Annotated in this window: 19 protein-coding genes and 2 pseudogenes; 1 reads left to right on the top strand and 20 read right to left on the bottom strand. The window is 68.7% G+C overall.

Annotated elements, in window-relative coordinates:
- Window positions 1-28: 28 nt before the first annotated feature.
- The 17 genes and pseudogenes from G4G29_RS07570 to G4G29_RS07490 form a co-directional block, all read right to left on the bottom strand.
- Window positions 29-445: a hypothetical protein gene (locus tag G4G29_RS07570; protein WP_183152361.1), complete on the bottom strand. Its 417-nt coding sequence runs from the start codon at window positions 443-445 to the stop codon at window positions 29-31.
- Window positions 446-486: 41 nt separating this feature from the next.
- Entirely contained in the window at window positions 487-1,020 is a 534-nt protein-coding gene (locus tag G4G29_RS07565) for a glycosyltransferase (RefSeq protein ID WP_244632568.1), read from the bottom strand.
- Complete coding sequence (locus G4G29_RS07560) at window positions 1,005-2,162, bottom strand: glycosyltransferase family 4 protein (protein ID WP_183152360.1); 1,158 nt, start codon at window positions 2,160-2,162, stop codon at window positions 1,005-1,007. Before G4G29_RS07560 ends, G4G29_RS07565 begins: the two co-directional genes overlap by 16 nt.
- 12 nt (window positions 2,163-2,174) lie before the next feature.
- Entirely contained in the window at window positions 2,175-2,741 is a 567-nt protein-coding gene (locus tag G4G29_RS07555) for a glycosyltransferase (protein WP_274601240.1), read from the bottom strand.
- Between the two features lie 60 nt (window positions 2,742-2,801).
- A complete protein-coding gene (locus G4G29_RS07550; RefSeq protein WP_183152358.1) occupies window positions 2,802-3,419 on the bottom strand; it encodes a hypothetical protein in 618 nt (205 codons plus the stop codon).
- Window positions 3,416-4,561: a glycosyltransferase gene (locus G4G29_RS07545; RefSeq protein ID WP_183152357.1), complete on the bottom strand. Its 1,146-nt coding sequence runs from the start codon at window positions 4,559-4,561 to the stop codon at window positions 3,416-3,418. The genes G4G29_RS07550 and G4G29_RS07545 overlap by 4 nt, the downstream gene beginning before the upstream one ends.
- Window positions 4,558-5,694, bottom strand: a complete 1,137-nt coding sequence (locus G4G29_RS07540; protein ID WP_183152356.1) for a glycosyltransferase — start codon at window positions 5,692-5,694, stop codon at window positions 4,558-4,560. Before G4G29_RS07540 ends, G4G29_RS07545 begins: the two co-directional genes overlap by 4 nt.
- Entirely contained in the window at window positions 5,691-6,776 is a 1,086-nt protein-coding gene (locus G4G29_RS07535; protein WP_183152355.1) for a glycosyltransferase, read from the bottom strand. Before G4G29_RS07535 ends, G4G29_RS07540 begins: the two co-directional genes overlap by 4 nt.
- Window positions 6,773-8,557: an ABC transporter ATP-binding protein gene (locus G4G29_RS07530; RefSeq protein WP_183152354.1), complete on the bottom strand. Its 1,785-nt coding sequence runs from the start codon at window positions 8,555-8,557 to the stop codon at window positions 6,773-6,775. Before G4G29_RS07530 ends, G4G29_RS07535 begins: the two co-directional genes overlap by 4 nt.
- A 24-nt stretch (window positions 8,558-8,581) precedes the next feature.
- Window positions 8,582-9,802 (bottom strand): hypothetical protein, encoded by a 1,221-nt coding sequence (locus G4G29_RS07525; RefSeq protein ID WP_183152353.1) that lies wholly within the window; start codon window positions 9,800-9,802, stop codon window positions 8,582-8,584.
- A 13-nt stretch (window positions 9,803-9,815) separates the two neighbouring features.
- Window positions 9,816-10,810, bottom strand: a pseudogene (locus tag G4G29_RS07520) (Gfo/Idh/MocA family oxidoreductase).
- A complete protein-coding gene (locus G4G29_RS07515) occupies window positions 10,807-11,904 on the bottom strand; it encodes a DegT/DnrJ/EryC1/StrS family aminotransferase (RefSeq protein ID WP_202045604.1) in 1,098 nt (365 codons plus the stop codon). The pseudogene G4G29_RS07520 and the gene G4G29_RS07515 overlap by 4 nt, the downstream one beginning before the upstream one ends.
- Window positions 11,901-12,511: pseudogene (locus G4G29_RS07510) on the bottom strand (DapH/DapD/GlmU-related protein). The gene G4G29_RS07515 and the pseudogene G4G29_RS07510 overlap by 4 nt, the downstream one beginning before the upstream one ends.
- Complete coding sequence (locus G4G29_RS07505; protein ID WP_183152351.1) at window positions 12,508-13,743, bottom strand: glycosyltransferase family 4 protein; 1,236 nt, start codon at window positions 13,741-13,743, stop codon at window positions 12,508-12,510. The pseudogene G4G29_RS07510 and the gene G4G29_RS07505 overlap by 4 nt, the downstream one beginning before the upstream one ends.
- The gene (locus tag G4G29_RS07500) at window positions 13,740-14,138 is read right to left on the bottom strand and encodes a DUF2304 domain-containing protein (RefSeq protein ID WP_183152350.1); all 399 of its coding nucleotides are present in this window, start codon (window positions 14,136-14,138) and stop codon (window positions 13,740-13,742) included. Before G4G29_RS07500 ends, G4G29_RS07505 begins: the two co-directional genes overlap by 4 nt.
- Window positions 14,135-14,863 carry a glycosyltransferase family 2 protein gene (locus G4G29_RS07495; protein WP_183152349.1) on the bottom strand — a complete coding sequence of 243 codons (729 nt, stop codon included), beginning with the start codon at window positions 14,861-14,863 and terminating at the stop codon, window positions 14,135-14,137. The genes G4G29_RS07500 and G4G29_RS07495 overlap by 4 nt, the downstream gene beginning before the upstream one ends.
- A gap of 32 nt (window positions 14,864-14,895) precedes the next feature.
- Window positions 14,896-15,990 (bottom strand): DUF6541 family protein, encoded by a 1,095-nt coding sequence (locus G4G29_RS07490; RefSeq protein WP_183152348.1) that lies wholly within the window; start codon window positions 15,988-15,990, stop codon window positions 14,896-14,898.
- A gap of 5 nt (window positions 15,991-15,995) precedes the next feature.
- Between G4G29_RS07490 and G4G29_RS07485 the strand changes: the two genes are divergently transcribed.
- The gene (locus G4G29_RS07485; RefSeq protein ID WP_183152347.1) at window positions 15,996-16,355 is read left to right on the top strand and encodes a hypothetical protein; all 360 of its coding nucleotides are present in this window, start codon (window positions 15,996-15,998) and stop codon (window positions 16,353-16,355) included.
- Window positions 16,356-16,839: 484 nt separating this feature from the next.
- Here the strand turns inward: G4G29_RS07485 and G4G29_RS07480 are convergent, their stop codons facing one another.
- The 3 genes from G4G29_RS07480 to G4G29_RS07470 form a co-directional block, all read right to left on the bottom strand.
- Window positions 16,840-17,577: an ABC transporter ATP-binding protein gene (locus G4G29_RS07480; protein WP_183152346.1), complete on the bottom strand. Its 738-nt coding sequence runs from the start codon at window positions 17,575-17,577 to the stop codon at window positions 16,840-16,842.
- A complete protein-coding gene (locus G4G29_RS07475) occupies window positions 17,574-18,479 on the bottom strand; it encodes an ABC transporter permease (protein ID WP_244632509.1) in 906 nt (301 codons plus the stop codon). Before G4G29_RS07475 ends, G4G29_RS07480 begins: the two co-directional genes overlap by 4 nt.
- A 97-nt stretch (window positions 18,480-18,576) precedes the next feature.
- Window positions 18,577-21,003, bottom strand: a complete 2,427-nt coding sequence (locus G4G29_RS07470; RefSeq protein ID WP_183152344.1) for a VCBS repeat-containing protein — start codon at window positions 21,001-21,003, stop codon at window positions 18,577-18,579.
- Between the last annotated feature and the right edge of the window lie 129 nt (window positions 21,004-21,132).

Genomic DNA, 21,132 nt, shown 5'->3' with positions numbered 1-21,132 from the left:
CAAGTCTACGGAAGACGGAGGGCAGCAGTCATCGCCGTCCCGCCCACCAGGTCGCGGCACTGAATCGCAGCGGAGCCTCCCGAGCGAGCACACGCGGCAGACGCGCGGGAAGCAATGCCTTGATCGAGACGAAGCGCCGGCGGCGTCGGGACAGGTCGTCCAGGGCCTCATCGGAGACGGTCGGGTCCGCTGCGCCGGCGATCAGTGCGCGATCCGCGAGCGAGAGAACCCCCGCCGCTGAGGGCGAGAACGATCGCAGCGCCCGCACGATCTCCCGCAGCGCCTCGCGATCGTCGGATCCCCAGTCCCCTGCGCGATAGTGCACGGCGCCGAAGACCGTCACCCGCCAGAGCTTGACCGCGAGGGCCTCGCGATCACGGCGGGAGAGCGCTCGTGCGAACGGCGCGGCGAGGAGCAGTCCGACCGCCTCGAGTTCCTCGCGCAACGGGCGCGCCGTGAAGGTGACGCGCTCCTCCCCATCGTGGATCAGGTAGTCGTCCGGCCCGGCGTGTCGACTGATGCGAGCGCCGGAGAACCAGAGCCGGGCGCCGAAGTCCAGGTCCTCCCCGTCGCGACCCCCGGGGTGAATCTCAGCCCGCCGAAACGCGGCACTGCGATCAGGCCGAGCGGCGCGGTTCGATAGGCGAGGCGATCGCGGCGACCGCGAAGGTCGCGGCGTCGAAGCGTCGGCGGCGTGGGCACGCGGTGGCCGCCCGCATGACGCAGCGGCGCCACCACCATGTCGGACGCGTCCTGCTGCGCGGTCCGACGCCAGGCGTCGATCGCCCCCGCCGTCACCTCGTCGTCCGAACCCATCACCGCGACGTAGAGGCCCTCCGCGGCGTCCAGTCCGTGGTTGAAGGGCCCGGCGGGACTGCGCACCCCGTCGCGCAGTTCCAGGAACCGCACGCGGACGTCTTCCGCCGCCGCGCCCGCGGCCCGGCGGATCGCGGCCTCGTCCACGTTGTGGCACACCACGTGGACGGCACGCACGCTACGGGAAGTCAGGACGGACGAGATCGCGCGGCCGACGTCCCTGCGGGGGTCGTGGGCGGCGATGACGACGTCGACGTCCTGGGGAAGCGGGTCTGCCTCCGTCTCGGCGGCCGCGAGATACGCCGCACGCGTGGCGTTGCGCCGCTCCTCGGGATCGAACAGGGCCGACGCCGCCGACGCGATCTCCGCCGCGGAGCGGTCGCGGTTGAGCTCCTGGACGCGCTGCACGGCATCGGCGTAGTCGGAGGCCGACCATCCTTCGACCAGCACGCCATCGGGCCCGAGACGAACGAGGCCTGCTCTCCGGACGCCGACACGACGACCGGCCGTCCCGCGACGAGCGCCTCGGCGATCGCCACCCCGAAGGTCTCCATGCGCGTGGGGAGGATGAAGACGTCTGCCTCGGCCAGGAGGCCCTCCACCTCGTCCGGCGAGACCCGCCCGCGGAGTTCCACATGGTCGCGCACGCCGAGCTCCTTCGCGAGCGAAGCGACGGATTCGCGCATCGGACCGTCGCCGGCCCAGAGGAGTCGGGCATCCTCGCCCCGGCCGCGGAGCTCGGCGACGGTCCGCACCGCGATGTCAGGTCCCTTGCGCGCGATCAGGCCTCCGACGCCGACCAGAGTCAGCACACCGCCGTCCGGCCGTGCATGGACTTCGACCGGGCGCGGCACCGCGTTGGGGATGATGCGCGTCCGCCCCCGCCGCGTCTTGCCGATGGCGGTCGCCAGATCGTGACCAACGGCGATCACGACATCCGGACGGCGGAGCAGCATACGCACGAGCGGCAGCGAGACGCGAGCCGACACCGGCGCCGTGGAGGGCGCGAGGAGGGCGGACCAGTGCTCCGTGTGCACCCACGGGCGCCCGATCCGTCGGCCGAGGAACGGGAGGAGCGCCGACGCGGCCATGGAGTGCACGAGATCGGCATCTCCGGCGCGCTCGGCGATGACACCCCCGGCGCGCCGGATGCTGCGGGGGTCCGCCGTCGACATGCGCACGGTCGTGACCGGGAAGTCCACGGTGGCCTCTTGCCCGTCCGCGGAGAGGTGGATGACCTCCACGTCGTGATCCGCGCGCAGCATCTCGATGTCGCGCCGGATGAAGACGCCGATGTCCGGTCGCCCTGCGGTGGGAAGCCAGGGTGTCACGACCAGAACCTTCACGGTACGAAGCTATCAGGGTCGCTCATGCTCACGACGTGGTCCGCTCGCGAGAGAGCTCACCAGCTCTGCGGCGCGCGCGCCGGTACGCTCGGCGTCGTACTCCGATTCCCATCTCTCGCGAGGGGCGTATGTGCCCGGCGCTGCGTCGAGCACCGAGGCCAGTGTCGCCGCGACCGTTCCGCTGGACGCTTCGGCCTCGACCAGCTCACCGGTGCGCAACGCGGAGCCCACGATCTCCGGAGTCCCCCCGACGGCCGTGGCGACGACCGGCACGTCGTAGGCGATGGCCTCCATGATGCTGACCGGGACGCCCTCGGATGCCGAGAGATTGACGAAGAGATCCACCTCGCCGGACTCGTAGAACGCCGCGATCTCCGAGTTCGGCACCTGTCCGCGCAGATCCACCTCGATCCCCTCCGGGAACGCGCCGACGTGCTCACGCAGCTGTGGCATGAGCGGTCCGTCGCCGAAATGAACCCAACGCACCGGCCGCGACGGGTCGACGGCATGCAGCTCGCGGACGGCCTCGGCGATGCGATCGACCCGCTTCACCTCGCTCACCGCCGAGCACGACACGATGGTCGGTGCGCCGTGCAGTCGACGCTCGGGGCCTGCGGGGGCCGTAGGCGCCGAGCCTGCTCAACCGGACCTTCCCCGGACCTCGGAGTAGCGACCCTCCAGGTAGCGCACAGCGTCGTCGGAGATCGCCAGGACCCGATCGGTGCGCGCGAAGAAGAAGGGACGGAAAGGCAGGTAGCCGCCGATGGCCCGCTCCTCGTAGAGGTCATACCGATGGACCCGCACCACGCGGGCCGACACCCCGAAGCCAGGGCAGGACGAGCCCCCGCCCATGGCCCAGAAAGCGTAGGCGACGGTGTCACGGTCGCCCGCGACGGCCTCGCGCACCGCGGATCGGTGCGCCTGCGTCATCCCGACCTTCGCCCCCATGGCGAAGAGGCGCGCGTTCCGCAGGAGGCGGCCGCTCCACAGCTCTCGCCACGTCGCCTGCAGGAGCAGGAGGAGCGGGGCGAACTCGAGCAGTCTCCGGGGCGCGTCCTCCGGTGCAGGCACGAAGAGGTTGCCTCCGAAACGGACCCCCTCGGGGAGGTCGACCATGCCGGCACTCGTGTCGCGTGCATGACAGAACACGATGACGTCGTCGAATCGCGCGGCGAGCGCCTCGATCTCCTTCTCCACGAACACCACGTCGCCGGTGCGATAGGGATAGTCGTTCGTGAAGAGGAGCAGCCTGCTCATCCGCGCTCCTGACGAGGCGGCGCCGCCATCAGAGCGGCGAGGGCCTCGGCCCAGCGCTCGGCCTGCTCTTCACCGGAGAGTTCCCTGGCTGAGGCGTCGGACGCCTGCTTCCACTCCCGCACCCGCTCGGCGTCGAGTTCGTCGATGAGGCGCGTGAGCGCGGCCGCGTCGAAGCCGTCCGCCACGGCACCGAAGCCTCGTTCCTTCAGGACGCGGGTCATCTCGGGCGAGGGCCCGATGATCACGCCGAGTCGCGCCTGCACGTAGTCGAAGAACTTGTTCGGCAGCGCCCACGTGTTGTTGAAGTTGACCGGCGGGAGGAGATGGACGCCGACATCGTGGGCGTTGAGGGTCTCGCCGAGCTCGGCGTACGGCACGGGGTCGTGGAGCTCGACGCGCTCCGACGCCGCCGCCCTCGCACGGACCTCCTCCAGGAATCCCGGGTCGTTCGGCGTGAGGTAGAGGGCGAGCCGGACGTCAGCGGACGCCGCCTCGACCGCTTCCATGATCGCCACGATGTTGCGATCGCGGAGGGCGGCACCCGAGTGCACGAGGCGGATCGGCGACGCGACAGGGTGCGGGGTGAGTTCCGCATAGGGGGCCGCATTGGTCACCACCGTGGCCCTGATCCCGTAGCGTCGCTCGTACTCCTCCGCGATTCCCTGGCCGACCGTGGTGACGGAGTCGGCGCGTATCACGAACGTCCGGCACATCCACCGGACGAAGGGAGCGACGAACAGTCGCCACTTCCAGACGTCTTCCTTCTGACGGGGCGCGTACTCGTGCAGATCGGCATGCACCCCGTGCACGGATCGCTGAGCGAGCGCGAGTCCCACGGCATCCACGTCGTTCGCGAGCACGAGGTCCCAGTCCGTGTCGCGCAGCGCCGTCACGGCGGCGGCGATCGCGGGGTTCGACCAGTACGCGTGGCGGTATCGGCGCAACAGCACGGACGCCCGGTCGTAGCGCCAGATCGGGTGCTCGTCGGGGATGCGGATGTGGCCGCTCACACCGTCCGGGGTCTCGCCGTACCCGACCGTGTGCACCTCGTAGTCGCGGCGCAGACGAGTGATCTGCTTCAGCAGCCGCGCGTCGGCCCTGATCGTCGAGAACGAGATGATCAGGAGCTTCGGGGCGGTCATCGGCGGCCCTTCGCGACGAGGCCGTGGATGATGCGATCCCACTTCTGGACCTGCCGTTCGCCCTCGAGCTCGTGCGCACTGTCATGGGCGTGCTGTTTGTACGCCGCGACGGCCTCCGGCGTCAGCTGCTCGATCCTCTCGCGCAGCGCATCGACCGTGAAGTCGGAGGCCACCGACCCCAAGCCGTACCGCTCGACGTACCCGGCCATCTCCGGCGAGGGTCCGACGATGATCCCGAGTCGCGCCTGCACGAAGTCGAAGAGCTTGTTCGGCAGGGCGTGCCGGTAGTTGAAGGTCAGCGGCGGGAGGAGGAAGACCCCCACGTCGTAGGAGTTCAGGGTCGTCACCAGCTCCGAGTACGGCACGGGATCGAGGACGCGGACCCGGTCGGTCGTCGCCGCGTACTCCTTGAGCTCCTCGAGATAGGCGGGGTGGTTCGCGGTGAGGTAGAAGTCCAGCGTGACGTCGGCCTGCGCCGTCGCCACCGCCTCCGCCATCAGGTGGAGCTGACGATTGGTGAGGCCGGCCCCGCTGTGGACCAGTCGGATCGGGGCCGAGACCGCGCCGGGGCGCAGCTCGTGATACGGGGTCGCGTTGCTGACGAGCTCGGCGTGGAAGCCGAAGTTCCGCTCGTACTCCGCAGCGAGTCCTTCGCTCACCGTCGTCCAGGCCGCTGCCTTCGTCACGTAGGTGCGCACCACCCACTCGAACCACGGCGTGATGCGCTGGAACCAGAGCTCGTTGTCGTCATGCAGCCGCGGCGAGTACTCGTGCAGGTCCGCGAGGACACCGAACCGCGGACGCATCTTGACCGCGACGGGGACGGCCTCGACGTCGTTCGCGATGATCACGTCGAACCGTCGCCCCTTCAGCGCCGCCCGCGACCAGCGCACCGCGGACAGCCGCCAGTACGCCGTCCGATAGCGCTTGAGGGTGATGAGCTTGCCGTCGAGGTCGTTGTAGCGGACCTCCTTCGGCATGGAGAGGTGGTCGACCACTCCCTCCGGAGCGTCACCGTATCCCAGAGTCGTCACGTCGAAGTCGCGGGTGAACCGTGCGATCTGCTTCAGCACCCTGGCGTCGCCGGTCAGAGGCGAGAACGACATGATGAGCATGGTCGGGCGGGCGGTCATCGGGTTCTCCTTCGCTCGCGCTTGCAGAAGTAGAGGACGTATCGGCGCAGGGTGGATTCGCGCGCGAAGCTGTGCACCAGGTCGGGAGTGAGCCACCGGTCGCGCCGCCCTGCGCCGCGCGACGACGCCACATCGGACCGCAGCCGGGCAGCGCGAGGCTCGGCCAGCAGCCCGTCGAGAATCCGGCGGTCCTGGCGGTTGAACGGCAGCAGTGCCCGCGGCGCGACATCGAGGAGCCGATGGAGCAAGGTCGAGAAGGCCGCGACATCGTCGTCGTCGAGCTCTTCTGCGAGGGCCTGCGCATTGCCGACGATCGTCACCCTGATGAGTTTGACGGCGAGGGCGGTGCGGGCGCGAGCGGAGAGATCGGCGAAGACCCCGTCCTCGAAGAGCCGCACGATCGGGGCGAGCCGCTCGGTGACGGTCATCGCGCCGAGAGTCGTCCGCTCCGCGGCGTCCTCGCCGATCACGTACGTGCCGGCACCACGGAGGAGGTCGATCCGTCCACCCTGCGCCCAGAGCCGGATGCCGAACTCGAAGTCCTCGCCGACGCGGACGCCTTCGAGCATGCGCAGCCCCAACTCGCGCACCCGGGCAGTGCGGAACAGCCCGAGCGGTGCGGTGCGGTAGAAGAGTCGGTCGCGAGCGGCGTCGAGTCGCCGGTGGCGTCCGAGTCGCACGAGCGGGTTCGGCATCAGGCCTTGGCCCTGCAGCCGGATCTGCGCGATCGCGGCGTCCGGCCGTTCCGCGCGCACATATCGGACCCACTGCGACATCGTGCCGGGTTCGAGGAAGTCGTCCGAGCCCATCACACCGCTGTACTCCGCGTCGACAGCCGCGAGGCCGTGGTTGAACGGTCCGGCCGCGCTGCGGATGCCGTCCTGGAAAGGCAGCACACGGATGTCGCCGTCGATCCCCGCGAGGCGCCGTTCGAGGATGCCCGCGTCCAGCCCGTGAGCGACGACCGTGACGCGTACGACGTCGCGCACGTCATCGTCGTGAATGAGCGAGGCGACGGCCCGCTCGATCGGTCGCCGTTCGTCGTGGCAGGCGATCACGACGTCGACGAAGGGCCTCGTCACGTCAGGCCAGCCAGCTGAGCCTGCTCGGCGAAGTTCGGCACCCGGGCGACGAGTTCGTCGAACGTGCCCTGGTCGGCGATCGTGCCGTCCTGCATGAAGCAGACGAGATCGCTGTCGCGGATCGTCGAGAGCCGGTGCGCGACCGAGACGATGGTGACTTCCCCCTTGAGGCTGCGGATGGCCTCCGTGACCTTCGACTCCGTCTTGGTGTCGAGCGCACTCGTCGCCTCGTCGAGGACGAGGATCAGCGGGTCGCTGTACAGCGCCCTGGCGATGCCGAGACGCTGACGCTGCCCTCCGGACAGAGAGAGACCGCGCTCACCGATCCGGCCGTGCATGCCGCCGTCCCGCGCCTCGATCGTCTCCCAGAGCTGCGCGCGTTCGAGGGAAGCACGCACCCGGTCGAAGTCGATGTCCTTGTCGTCCCAGTCCAGGGCGACGTTCTGGGCCACGGTGCCGTCGAAGAGCGAGACGTCCTGGGGCACATATCCCACGCGGGAGCGCCAGGCGGCGAGGACGTCGTTGAGGTCCTGGTCGTCCAGGCGGATCGAGCCCTTCTGCGGGACGAGGAGACCGAGCAGGATGTCCACCAGAGTCGACTTGCCCGCGCCGGACGAACCCACCAAGGCGAGCGAGCTGCCGATCGGGATGCGCAGGTCGATGTCGTGCACCGCCGGCGTGTCCTCGTGCTTCGGGTATCCGAACGACACGTCGGTCAGGGTGAGCACGCGCGGCTCCCCCTCGATCGGCTCCTGTCCGAGGCGCTCCGCCACCGAGATGTACTTCTCCGACACCTTGATGTCGAAGATCACGGCCTGCACGTGCGGCACGTTCGCCGTGGTGGTCGTCACGATCGACTGGAATCCGGTCAGTGAGGGGACGAGGCGGAACCCCGCCACGGCGAACAGCGCCACCGACGCCAGCGCCTCCTGCATGCCCCCCAGCGCGTAGCCGATGCCGCCGACGAGCACGAAGCCTCCGACCAGCGCGGAGTTGAGGACGAACCCGGGGACGGAACCGAGGAAGTTCATGTTCGCACGAGCCCGGGTGCTGAAGGAGCGGTTGTACTGCACGATGCCGGCGACCTCACCGGTCTTGTTCCGCAGCGTGATCTCCTTGAGAGCCTGCATCATCTCGGTCATCAGCGTCGCGACCTTGAAGGAGTAGTCGCGCGAGACGCGCCCGGCCTGCACCGACCGTCCGGAGACCACCCAGTAGAGCAGCGCCATGATGCCGCCGAGGTAGACGACGGTGATGAGCGCTGTGAGCGGCTGGGCGACCACGATCACCGCCAGGATCAGCACGAAGCTCACGATGATCGACGGCAGCTGCACGATCGGCAGGAGGAAGCCGCTGATGGTGTTGGCGATGCCGACGTCGGCGATGCGGACGATCTGCGCGGTGTTCCGACCGAGACGATAGGTCCACGGCGCCTTGATGTAGCTGTCGAAGAGCTGCCGGCCGATCTCGAGTTCGAAGGAGGCGAATCGACGGGTCGCGAACCACTGCTGCAGCAGGGCCAGCGCGGACTTCACGAGGATGAGCACCGCCACGGAGCCGATCAGCCAGACGTAGTCGTCTTCCCCGATCTCGCCGATGACGGGGAGAGTGATGGTCGTTCGCGCGATCATCGGGGTCAGGCTCAGGGCGAGGAGCATGATCGCGCCGATGTCGAGGATGGTGAGCAGACAGGAGACCACGACGTAGCGCAGCAGGTAGGAACGCGCATCTGCGGGGAGATAGGTCACAAGCTCCCGGTAGGTCTTCGCAACGAGCTTCATGACGCGGAGTCCTCAGGGTATCGATCAGCGGGCATCGGTCCAGTCTTCCATGTGGGACCCTGCCGCGCCTTCACGTTCACCCAGGAACCCGGCGAGCGCATCGGCGGATCGGCGTCCGGAATGAACGGCCCGCACGAACTCGGGTCCGGCTGCGGCGATCCCCTTCGCCCGGTCCCGGTCGGCGAGGATGTCCCGCAGCACCCGTTCGAGGTCTGCCGCCCGAGCCTCGAGCACCGGGAGATCTCGCGACGTGCGCGCCCGCACCCTCTTTCGCACGACCTCGGACACGTGGCTGACCACGACGCGTCCGCTCGCCAGAGCCTCGCACGCGGCGACGCCGTAGATGCCGAGGGAGAACTGATCGAGCACGATGTCCGCTTCTCCGTACACCTCCGGCATGCGCGACGCGGGGACGCCGGTGATCTCGCGGTACTCGATGGCGCCTTCGTCGTGCAGACGGCGCATGGTCGGAGTGATCAGTGCCGTCCCCTTCAACCCTGCGCGACTCGGGGCGTGCACGACCACGGGACGATCGCGCACGAGGGGCGCTGACGGAGCCGCGTCGGCCCACCTCGCCGCATCGACGACGACGGGAAGCCAGGTCGCCTCCGGCACGTCCGTGAGCAGGTCGGGTGTGGAGACGAAGGCCGGGAGCTCGAGGGTCCGCAGCAGACGATGATTCGCCTCGGTGATGGCCTGGAGCCGCGGTTGCTCGGGATAGCGCCCTTCGCGGAACGGGGAGTCGGCATCAGTCCGCGCGTGCTGGTCCGGCAGACGGATATCGCTGCCGTGCCAGAGGAGCGCGACCTGGATGCCCCGTCGGCGGAGCCAGGCGATCTCGTCGTCGGGCGTCGAGCTGCCGCCCAGCACCTGCCGACCGGATTCGACGAGCACATGGGTGAACCCCCGGGCGATCGCCCGACGCTGCGCGGCCTGCCATCGCCGGTTCTGGACGAAATACGCCGTCGAGACCGAGTGGTCGGCAGGGTAGGCGAAGACATCGTCCGCACCGCGGTACATGAAGTTCGCCGCACTCACATCGGGAAGCCGCTCGGCCGCGCGGGCCCAGGCGAAACCCTGACCCGCGGAGTTCACCGGAGCGATCAGCAGCCTTGTCTCGGCGGGGGCCACCCCGATGACACCCGCTTCGCGGAACGCCGCGCGCTTCCAGGGGAGGATGCGCTCGGCCACGGGGTCGGGAATCGCCTCCGTCACGGCTCTCTTGAGCCCCGCCAGTGCGCTCATCCCGCTCCTCGCGTCAGGTGTCCAGAAGAGGAAGGGCGTTCCCGGTCCGCGAAGACTCGAGCGCTGCTTCGACGACCACGAGCGTGCGCAGTCCCTGCTCCATGGTCACGACGTCGGTCTGCTGCCCGAGCACGGCATCGCGGAAAGCCTCATGCTCGACGCGCAGCGGCTCGCGCTTGGCGAACGCGTAGCGCGTGACGTCTCCTTCGGAGACCCCGCGGAAGGAGGACACGGATTCCCATTCGAGGGGGATCGTGCCGTTGGCGTAGAACGTGAGGTCGCCGGTCGAGGTGTCTGCGACGAATGCGCCCTTCTCCCCCGTGACGACCGTCAGTCGTTCCTTCATCGGGCTCAGCCAGTTGACGATGTTGTTCACGATGACGCCGGACGCCGTCCGTCCGGTGATCGTGATCATGTCTTCGTGCTCGCGACCGCTCTTGAACGCCGTCTGCGCGAACACACGGTCGTAGTCGCTCTGCACGACCCACGCGGTGAGGTCGACGTCGTGCGAGGCGAGGTCCTTCGCCACGCCGACGTCGGCGATACGCGAGGGGAACGGCCCCTGCCGACGGGTGACGACCTGGTAGACCGCCCCGAGCTCGCCCGCCTCGATCCGGCGTCGCAGTTCCTGGACCGCAGGGTTGAAGCGCTCGATGTGACCGACCGCTCCGACGAGCCCGGCGGAGGCGAACGCGTCGACCATGCGCTGCCCGGCCTCGACGCTGTGGGCGATGGGCTTCTCGACGAGAGTGTGCACCCCGCGGCAGCCAGTTTGAGGGCGGCATCCTCGTGGAAGCGCGTCGGCACCGCGACCACCGCGATATCGATGCCCGCCGAGATCAGGGCATCGATGTCGGGAAGGATCTCGAGGTCGCCTGCCACGCCGTGCGGATCCCCACCGGGATCGGCGATGGCGACGAGCTCGACCCCGTCGAGTTCCCGCAGGACGCGGGCGTGGTGACGGCCCATCATCCCGACGCCGAGCAGGCCGGCGCGCAACGCCATCAGGCGCCCGCTCCGGCGACGGCCTCGACCGCGGCGACGATGCGCTCGAGGTCGGACGACGTCAGCGAGGGGTGGACGGGCAGCGAGACGACCTCGCGCGCCGCGCGCTCCGTCTCGGGCAGGTCCAGCCCCGGGGCGTACGGTGCCAGCGACGGCAGGCGGTGATTCGGGATCGGGTAATAGACCCCTGCTCCCACGTTGTGCTCGGACTTCAGCGCGGCGACGAAGCCATCGCGATCCTCCGGCACGCGCACGGTGTACTGGTGGTACACGTGCACCGCGCCCTCGGCGACGGGCGGGATCACGACACCCCGCAGGTTCGCATCGAGGAACGCGGCGTTCGCCTGACGGGTGCGCGTCCACGCGTCGACCTTGGTCAGCTGCACACGGCCGATCGCGGCGTGGATGTCGGTCATCCGCGCGTTGAAGCCGATGATCTCGTTCTCGTACTGGCGCTCCATGCCCTGGTTGCGCAGCAGCTTCACGCGACGCGCGACCTCATCCGTCGCGGTCGTGACCATGCCGCCCTCGCCGCTGGTCATGTTCTTGGTCGGGTACAGGCTGAACATCGCGAACTCGCCGAACGAGCCCACCGGCCGTCCGTCGAGGGAGGCGCCGTGCGCCTGGGCGGCATCCTCGTAGAGGGCGACGCCGCGCTCGGCGGCGAGGGCCTCGAGCTCACGCATGCGTGCGGGGTGACCGTAGAGGTGCACCGGCAGGATGCCCTTCGTCCGCGGTGTGATCGCGGCGGCGACGGCCTCGGGGTCGAGCGTGAAGGTCTCCGGCTCGATGTCGACGAACACCGGGGTGCCGCCCGTGAGCGCGACCGAGTTCCCGGTCGCGGCGAAGGTGAAGGACGGCACGATGACCTCGTCGCCGGCGCCCACGCCCGCGGCGAGCAGACCGAGGTGGAGCCCTGCCGTGCCCGAGTTCACCGCGACGGAGGGACGACCGGGGACGAAGTGGTCCGAGAACTCCTGCTCGAACGCCGCGACCTCGGGTCCCTGGGCGACCATCCCGCTGCGCAGGACTCGATCGACGGCGGCACGCTCGTCGTCTCCGATGATGGGCTTTGCGGGGGGGATGAACTCGGTCACACGGTCTCCTTGATCAATGTTCCGTCGGACTCGACGAATCGAGCACCGGTCGAAGGGCATATCCAGATGCCATCGCGCTCGCCTGCCGTGAGCGGCACGCCGGACTCCCCACCCAGCCGATGCGGCGGGCCGGAACCCCGGCCACCAGGGCGTATGCGGGGACGTCCTTCACGACCACGGCGCCTGCTGCGACGGTCGCCCAGGCTCCGATGGTCACCGGCGCGACGCAGGTGGCACGCGCGCCGATAGCGGCGCCGGTCTCGATGGTCACGCCGACCGGCTCCCAGTCGTGGGCGCTCTTGATGGTGCCGTCCGCGTTGATGGCCCTCGGGTACGTGTCATTGGTCAGCACGACGGCCGGTCCGATGAAGACACCGTCGGCCAGGCGGGCCGGTTCGTAGACGAGCGCATAGTTCTGGACCTTGCAGTTGTCGCCCATCACCACGCCGGTCCCGATGTACGCACCACGCCCGACGATGCAGTTCTCGCCCAGCACGGCCTCCTCGCGGACCTGGGCGAGGTGCCAGATCGACGAGCCGTCACCGATGCGCGCATCGGGCGAGACATCCGCGGACTCCACGATCCGCACACTTCCGGTTTCGGTCACGCAAAAGGCCTTTCATCGGGTCCAGAACGCGCGGGACGCGCAGGTCCGATCTTAGTCGTCCGCCGTTCACGAACCTGCGAGGTGACTGCGGCGACCCGCTCCGCGACGGCGGTGAGCGAGACGTTGGCACGCGCCCAGGCGGCCCGCGCGGTGCGCTGCTCCGCTGCGCGCCCCGAGCGCTCCTCGGCCAGCAGCTCTCGCATCGCGGTGGCGACCGACTCCGGGTCGAAGTCCACCGACGTTCCGAGATCGGCGTCCCGCACGAGACGCGCACCGGTTTCCGGGCCCGCGAAGAGAACGGGCGTTCCGACGGCAGCGGCGGCGTACGTCTTGGTGGGGCGAGCGAAGTCGTAGCCGATTCCCGGGACGATGCTCACCAGCGCCGCCGTCGCACCGCGGATCCACGAGGCCGATTCCTGCGGGCTCACCACTCCCCCGAACTCGACCCGCCCTGGGACGATCTCCTCCGCCAGAGCACGGAGGTCGGCTTCCACCGCCCCCTGACCGAAGAAGCGGATCCGCGCTGCGGGCTCCTCCTCCGTGATCAGAGCGAGGGCGCGGATGAAGAGGTCAGGGCGCTGCCACTCCGACATGGTCCCGGTGTACACGAAGTACGGGTCGACCCCCGTCGGAAGAACGGCATCCGGGGTGAAGATCGACGTGTCGATCCCGTTGCCGACCGTCTCTATCCTGGTCCGATCCGCGTCGAGCGCGACGAGCCGCTCGGTGACCTCGTCGGAGACGGAGACGATCGCCTGGGCGCGACGGAGGACGATCCTCTCCATCCAGCGCATCACGGCGATCACCGGGGCGGGAGCACCCATCGAGATCACGCCGTCGGTCCAGACGTCGGCGGCGTAGTACACGACCGGCTTGCGTCGCAGCGCCGCGACCGCGGTCACCACGAGACCCGTGGTGGGCGGCGATTCGGCGACCGCGACGTCGAACGACGAGAAGAGCAGGCGGAAGAAGAGCGGCGCGTCGTAGCTGAGGTACTGGATGTAGCCGCGGACGTTGCCTCCGCTGTCGCGCAGAACAGGCCACCGACGAACGACCACACCCGGTGCATCCGCCGTCTGCGGCGCATGTCGCGGCGGACGCGTCGTGAGGACGACCACCCCGTCTCCGCGTTCGTGCAGCGAGCGGGCGAGCGCGCCGAGTCGGAACGCACCGGCACTCACCTCGGGCGGGAACAACCGTGACGCGATGAGGATGCGGGAGCGCCCGCTCACTGCTCGTCCTCCTCGTCCGGGCGCGCGCCCCGTTCATGTTCGGCGGCCTTCGCCTCGAGGGCTTCGATCCGCGCCTCATGGAAGGCGGACTTCTCGGCGAGGGTGCGCATCTTCTCCTCCGTGCGCGTGAGCTCGGCACCGTACTGGAGGCTGACGAGGAACAGCAGGGCGATCGCGATGAAGAAGACGAGGTTCACCGGCAGCGCGATCCCGAGGGCTCTGGCCGCCCAGGTGAGCGTCTGCGGGAACACGGCGATGACGAGGGCGAGCAGGCCGCCGACGAACCACCACACGGCATGCCGCTCGCGAAGAGTGCCCCTTCGCATGAGTTCGACGATCGCGATCAGGGCCAGCACCGCCGCGACGATGCCGAAGGCGTACGTGACGGGGTTCATGCGATGTCCTCCATCCGCGCGCGCGGACGCATCATGGCGAGCAGGAAGGCCGCACATGCCCGGAGGAGATAGACCGCAGCCTTCCACGGGCGGTGCGACGGCTCGCCGCCCTGCCGCTGTCGCATGACGACCGGCAGCTGTCTGATCTTCAGACCGGCACGCGCGCCGATCACGAGGGCTTCGATCGTGTCGCCGAGGTATTCGGCGGGGAAATTGTCGGCGAACAGCAGCACGGCGCGCGGTCCCGCGGCCTTGAAACCGCTCGTGACGTCGGTCAGTCGTGTCCCCGCCACGCGACTCATCACGGCCGCGAGCACTCGCATCGCCCAGCGGCGAGGCCCTCGCACCCCGTAGTCCCCCACGCCGGCGAATCGTGCGCCGATGACCAGATCGGCGTCGCCCAGTGCGTCGATGAGGGCAGGGATCGCCGCGGGGTCGTGCTGACCATCCGCATCGACCTGCACCACGACGCCGTGTCCGTTGGCGCGGGCGTATCGGAACCCGGCGCGCATCGCCCCGCCGACACCGAGGTTGTACGGCAGCGACAGCACCTGCGCTCCCGCCTGCCTGGCTCGGGCCGCGGTGGCATCCGAGGATCCGTCATCGATGACGAGACACCGTGCAGAGGGGAGAGCAGCCACGACCGCCCCGACGACCTCTCCCACGGAATCCTCTTCGTTCAGCGCCGGGATGACGACGAGAACGGAGGTAGCTGACGGACGCATCGTCTGCGATCCTACAGACGGTGGGGCCGTGCTCACCGCGCGCACGCTGTGATCCGCCAGAGGGAGACCTCGCCGACCTCGGCGACGCGCTCGAATCCCGGCTCGCTCGCGAAGTCGGTCATGCCCGGCATCTCGAAGCGACCCGGTGTGTTCTCCCCTGGCCCGAAGTCGAGGACATACTGCGGATCCCCGTACTCATGAAGCGCCTCGCACACGGCCGGGTCGGATGCGGCGTTCCGCAGACCCTCGGCGAGCACCGTCCAGGTCTCGGTGCGCGGAGCCGACCAGGTCCGCGGATACACGTCAACGCCGCTGAGCATGTAGCCGAAGCCAGCTCCGGTCGAGGGATTCGCGATCACCCGCTCGTCCGTCCCGACGATGCCGTCCAGGGACTCGAGCAGCGTGCGCTCGTCGGGCGAGAGATAGCTGTCGGATACGGCGAGATAGCGCGATTCCCTGTCGAAGGTGCCCTCGATCACGGCCGGCATCGCGACAGGACGGACCAGGATCAGGACGACCATGAAGACCACCGTCGCCGCGAGCGCGCTCACAGCGAGAGTGTCGCCCCCGAACGCACGGGAGGCATCCCCGGTTCGACGACGGATCACACTCCCCACCCGGACGACGAGGTCGTGCATGCCCACGGCGGCCAGGGGGATCACTACGAGGGGTGCGAGCGCGGCGATCCGATAGGGGTCCGCGTACCACGCACCGAGGATGTCGATGCGCACCAGGGGCGCGCCGATCGCCGCGACGAGCAGGTAAAGGGCCGAGATGCCCGCCCACCCGAACACCAGCCAGCGCAGGCGCCGAGACCGCCAGGCGACGACGAGCCCCCAGATCATGAGCACGCTCACCCCGACCGCGAAAGGTATGCGCAGGTGACCGTTGAGCAGCACGTCGAGGAACACCTCGAGCTTGCCCCGGAAGGGCGGCCAGTGCGAACCGCTGGTGCTCCGCGAGAGTACGACCCAGAACGCCGCGAACACGATCCACATGCCGACGATGACGCTCCAGCGCCGGAGGGACGACCACCCGTTCGCGGCCTGCAGCAGTCGCGCGGTCAGCCACACCAGCACCAGCGCGATCCACGGCAGCAGGGCCGCCGGCTGGGCGAGGGCGAGCACACGCCGTGACGACCGCGAGGAGCATCGCGCGCACCGTGGTCTTGATACGACCACCACCGTCACGCCACGTCGGCAGCGAGATCATCAACGCCACGGCGGCGGGCAGCAGGGCGGTCGAGAGCGCGTTCGGGAACAGGACCCCCCACTGGAACATCAGCAGCGGGAACGTCTGGAGCGCGCCGGACAGCACCGCCGACATCCCCGCGATCAGCGGCGAACCGGTGATCGCGCGCGTGAGCCAGGCGATGCCGAGGGGCCAGAGGAGAGCGCCGATCACGAGCGTGAGCATGTTCGCCGCGACCGGGATGCTCGCTCCGCTGATCAGCACGATGAGCGAGACGAGGGCGTGCCACGCCGCCGGATAGAACGAGCTGCCGCCGATCACGCCGTTCACGTGCAGGGACGACGCATCCGAGGTCTCCAGGATGAACCGCACCGCGTTCATGTGGAAGACGGCGTCGTTCGTCTGCGAGATCCCGGCGGGGTCGGTGATGTACGTCGCCAGTCGCCAGACGCCGAGCACGACGCCGACGACGAGGAAGACCGGCAGTATCCACCGTCCGCTGTCCGCGCGGAGCGGTGCGAGACGTCCACCCAGGATCCGTCCGACGATGAACGACGCACCCGCCAGGAGCAGCATGGCCGCCGCCCAGCTCCAGGCCGACCATCCGACGCCGAGCATGCCGAGAGCCAGGGCGACGACGCCCGTCGCCGCCACGCTGAAGATCGGAGCAGCGGCGAGCAGTCCGAGTCCACGCACCCCCACACCCCAGAGCGCGAGCAGCCCTGGAAGGAAGACGATCGCCACCGCCACCAGGAGCGTCGGCGTCTGCGCGAGCCAGTCCAGCATCACGCATCCACCAGAGCGATCGCTCCTTCGACCTCGCCGTCGTAGATGACTTCGCCCTTGTTGATCACGATTCCGCGCGTGCAGAGTTCGCGCACCATCTCCATGTCGTGGCTGACCACGACGAGGGTCTTGCCGGACGCGATGAGCTCTTCGAACTTCAGACGGCACTTCTCACGGAAGGGTGCATCACCGACCGACAGGATCTCGTCGACGAGGAGGACATCCAGTTCGACGTGGATCGCGACCGAGAACGCGAGCCGCATGAACATCCCGGACGAGTAGTGCTTGACCTCCTGATCGATGAACTGCTCGATCTCGCTGAACGCCACGATCTCGTCGTAGCGGGCTTCGATCTCGTGCTTCTTCATCCCCAGGATCGCGGCGTTGAGGAACACGTTCTCACGTCCGGAGAGCTCCGGGTGGAAGCCCGCTCCCACTTCGATGAGACCGGCGACCCGACCGCGCGTGAGCACCTGCCCCTCGTCGGGCTCCATCACGCCGGACACGAGCTTGAGCAGGGTCGACTTGCCGGAGCCGTTGAGCCCGAGCACAGCGACGGACTCCCCCTCCCCGATGACCAGGTCGACGCCCTTCAGCGCCTCGAACTCGCTCGTGAGCTTGCGTCGCTTGATCCACGCCACGACGGTGTCTTTGAGGGAGAACGCGTGGTTGAGCGTGAACCGCTTCTTGACACCGTCGATGACGATGCTGGGGCGGAGCGTGGTGGGAGCACTCATAGGTCCTGTGCGAACCTTCCTTCGAGACGGCGGAAGACGAGTTGACCGATGAGCAGGGTGCCCACCGCGATGAGGAAGGTCCACAGGGTGTTCCAGGCGAGCCCGGGCGGGAGCGCGAAGGCGGTGTCGGTCACCGGCCGCCAGAACGCGTAGTGGAAGAGCTCGACCCCCTGGGTGATGGGGTTGAGCATGTACACCTCGACCACCCATTGCGGCCAGCCGAGCTTGTCGACGACCGCGTCCTGCACCTGTGTCCAGGCGTACAGCACCGGGGATGCCCAGGTCGCGAGGAGGAGCAGGAGTTCGACGATGTTCTCGGCGTCGCGGAAGCGGACGTTGATCGCTCCGAAGAACAGTCCGAGCCCCAACGCGAACGTCATGACGATGATCATCCCGGCGAGGATGGCGAGGACCGAGAGGATCGAGATGTGCGCGACCCAGCCGAGGAGGAGGCAGACGATGAGCAGCAGAGCGACCTGAGGAAGAAAGTGCACGAAGGCGACGATGACGGCCGAGACGGCGAACAGCTGACGCGGGAGGAAGACCTTTCGCACGAGGGGCGCGTTGCCGACGATCGACGTCGTGGCGTTCTTGAAGGCCTCGGAGAAGAGGTTGATCACGACGATGCCGGAGAACAGGTAGATCGCGTAGTTCGGGATCCCCCTGTCGAGGTTCATGAACAGCCCGAGGACCACCCAGAAGACCAGGAACTGGGCGGCGGGACGGACATAGGACCAGGTCCACCCGAGCACGGAGTTGCGGTAGCGGGTGGTGACGCCCGTGCGGACCAGGAGGTGCAAAAGATAGCGCCAGCGCACCACATCGATCAGCCCGCGGCTCTCACCAGGGGTGTCGAACGCGGAACGCGGGACGGCAGCGAAAAGATCTCGGGTATCAGTCACAGGCCCACTCAATCGACGACACGACGGCATCCCGTCGCCGTCTCAGTATCCCATAGCGCCTGCGACCGCCCCCTCAGGTTCGACCGCGCGGCCGAGCTCAACCGAGACTCGAGATGCTCTGCCAGCCCGACCCGATCTGAGCGCTCGCACCCCATCCGCCCTTGCCGTTGCCGGCATAGAAGAACATCGCACCGTCCTGGCGGATGGCGAGGACATCCGTCGAACCGTCGCCGTTGAAGTCCCCGGGGCCGACGAGCTGCTTCATCCCGCCCCAGCCCTTGCCGATCTGGACCATCGCGCCGAACCCGCCGGCGCCGGTCGTCGGGTAGAGGCGGAGGGCGCCGTCCGACGTGCGTGCCAGCAGGTCGCTTCGGCCGTCCCCGGTGAAGTCGCCGGCGTTGATCAACAGGTCCACCACGCCCCAGCCCTTCCCGATCTGCACGCCGTCGCCCTGGAAGCCGCCGCTGCCGTTGCCGCGATACAGCATCATCGTCCCATCCGCGTTGACCGCGATCACATCCACTTTGCGGTCGCCGTCGAAGTCCACGCCGCCGACGATGTGGACGAAGGATCCCCACCCGTGGCCGATGCGCACGGCCTTTCCGAATCCGCTGCCCGTGGCCGGCAGGAGCGAGAAGATCCCGTCGCCGTCGATGCGCCCGAGATCGGCACGGCCGTCGCCGGAGAAATCGCCGAGCGAGACGATCCTGTCCGTGGCGCCCCATCCCGTCGCGAGAACGCTGGAGGAACGCCAGGTGCCGGTGCCGGAACCGCCGTACAACCGGAGCTCGCCCTTGTTCGTGAGTGCCACGACGTCGTTGCCTCCGGCGCCGTCCACGTCGCCGAATCCGGCGGGCAGCGCGCGCGGTCTCGTCACCGCAGGTCCGGCCGACGACTTGACCGACAGGTTCTGCCATCCGGAACCCACCGTTCCCACGCCGGCGACGAACGAGGTGGAGCGTCCTTCATAGGCCATCAGCACGCCGTCTGCCGTGTGCGCGAGGAGATCGGGCGTCCCGTTGCCGGTGAAGTCACCGGGGCTGAAGACGGAGGTCATCCCCGACCAGCCGCTGCCGATCTGCGAGCGTGGCCCCCAACCGCCGCGACCGTCGCCCTGATAGAGGAGCAGTCGACCGGTGGAGTCGCGCGCGATCAGGTCGGAACGACCGTCGCCGTTCATGTCGAGTCCTCCGACGAGCATGCTCATGGAGCTCCAGCCGCTTCCGATGAGCTTGGCCGCACCGAACCCGCCCCTGCCATCGCCCGCACGCAGATAGAGCGCTCCGGATGCGTCCGTCGTGAAGACGTCGGGAAGTCCGTCGCCGTTGAAGTCTCCCGCGGGCACCACGAGGACCGTGCCCGACCAGTTGCCGCCCAGTCGTGTCGGCGCGCTCAGCTTCGTCGTCCCGTCGCCGTAGAGTGCGGACGGCTGACCGCTCGCGTCGACGGAGAGGAAGTCGCGATTGCCGTCGCCGGTGAGGTCGCCGACCCCGAAGAACGCCTTGACGGTGCCGAGTCCCGTCGCCATCTGCACGCGGGTGCCCCAGGCCTTCTTCGCGAACGGATACGCCCACACCGTCCCCGCGGCATCCGCCCCGACGACGTAGCTCGAGGTGTTGGCCGCCGAGATCACCGGAGGCGCGGTCGCCGGTGTGCCCTGCGTGGAGCCGAACCAGTCCGTGAAGTAGTTGTAGAAGTTCCGGTTGCCGTATGCCGAGCAGCCGTCTCCCGTGCCGTAGCCCGCCCGGAGCGCCGCAGCGTTGGGCTGGTAGGGCGTGTAGTAGTACAGCGCCGACGTCGCCTTGTTCGCGACGCGGACCGGTGCGGAGCCGCAGGAGGCGTTCGGGTTGTAGAGGATGTTCCAGGTCTTCCCCGGCGCATACCACTGGAACCACTTCCCTTCCATGTAGATCTGCATCTGACGCGCAGCGCCGTAGATCTGGTGGAAGAAGCCGATGTAGTTCGGATCGCACGGCGCGGTGTCGGGGCACCCCTGCCCCAGGGCGATCCTGTAGCGCCAGGCGCTGGGCCAGATGTGGGTGACGAGGCCCTGCTCCTTCTGGAGCATCACGATGAGCACCTGCGGGTTGATGTTGCAGGCTTGCGAGACACGGTAGATGATGCGCGCCGCTGACTCGTTCGCTGCCCCCGTGTACCCCGTGCAGTACTGATCCGCCGGGCGGGTGACCGTGTTCATCCGAAAGTCCTTGAGGCAGACGATCGCCTCGTTGTTCTCGTCGCGGCCGCCCTGGCACTTCGACACCTTGCTGTTGAAGAAGGTCTGGATCTGCGCCTCGGTCATCGTGTTCTTGTTGGTGAACACGGCGTCGCTGATGATGTTGCCCGGAGTGAAGCCGACGAGAGTGCTCTTCGCGATCCCCGTCGCGGCGGGATCGGTGGAGGCGCCCGCCATGCGGGCGACGGGCGCGGAGACGGAGGCTTGCGCGGCGGCGGCGGGGACGACCGTGCCGAGAACCAGGGCAGAGACAGCGAGGAAACAGGTGAGGAGTCGGGAGGTCCTCATGGTGTTTCGCGAGCGTGGGGCACGTCGAGACATGTGACCAGTGTGACGGAAGTTGCAGGATGATGCCACTGTTGCCCCGGTTACGTCGCAACATTCCCGCGTGTCGCGCGTATGCGCAGGTAGCTCCCA

Origin of the sequence: Microbacterium sp. Se63.02b (assembly GCF_014171575.1) — a bacterium.
GTDB lineage: Bacteria > Actinomycetota > Actinomycetes > Actinomycetales > Microbacteriaceae > Microbacterium.
This window is presented reverse-complemented; position numbering and strand designations above follow the sequence as displayed.

Excerpts from the sequence above, each read along its gene's own strand:
- G4G29_RS07480 (WP_183152346.1), bottom strand. The coding sequence starts at position 17,577 with ATGAGTGCTCCCACCACGCTCCGCCCCAGCATCGTCATCGACGGTGTC.
- G4G29_RS07470 (WP_183152344.1), bottom strand. The coding sequence starts at position 21,003 with ATGAGGACCTCCCGACTCCTCACCTGTTTCCTCGCTGTCTCTGCCCTG.
- G4G29_RS07495 (WP_183152349.1), bottom strand. The coding sequence starts at position 14,863 with ATGCGTCCGTCAGCTACCTCCGTTCTCGTCGTCATCCCGGCGCTGAAC.
- G4G29_RS07550 (WP_183152358.1), bottom strand. The coding sequence starts at position 3,419 with ATGAGCAGGCTGCTCCTCTTCACGAACGACTATCCCTATCGCACCGGC.
- G4G29_RS07540 (WP_183152356.1), bottom strand. The coding sequence starts at position 5,694 with ATGACCGCCCGCCCGACCATGCTCATCATGTCGTTCTCGCCTCTGACC.
- G4G29_RS07545 (WP_183152357.1), bottom strand. The coding sequence starts at position 4,561 with ATGACCGCCCCGAAGCTCCTGATCATCTCGTTCTCGACGATCAGGGCC.
- G4G29_RS07525 (WP_183152353.1), bottom strand. The coding sequence starts at position 9,802 with ATGAGCGCACTGGCGGGGCTCAAGAGAGCCGTGACGGAGGCGATTCCC.
- G4G29_RS07530 (WP_183152354.1), bottom strand. The coding sequence starts at position 8,557 with ATGAAGCTCGTTGCGAAGACCTACCGGGAGCTTGTGACCTATCTCCCC.
- G4G29_RS07500 (WP_183152350.1), bottom strand. The coding sequence starts at position 14,138 with ATGAACCCCGTCACGTACGCCTTCGGCATCGTCGCGGCGGTGCTGGCC.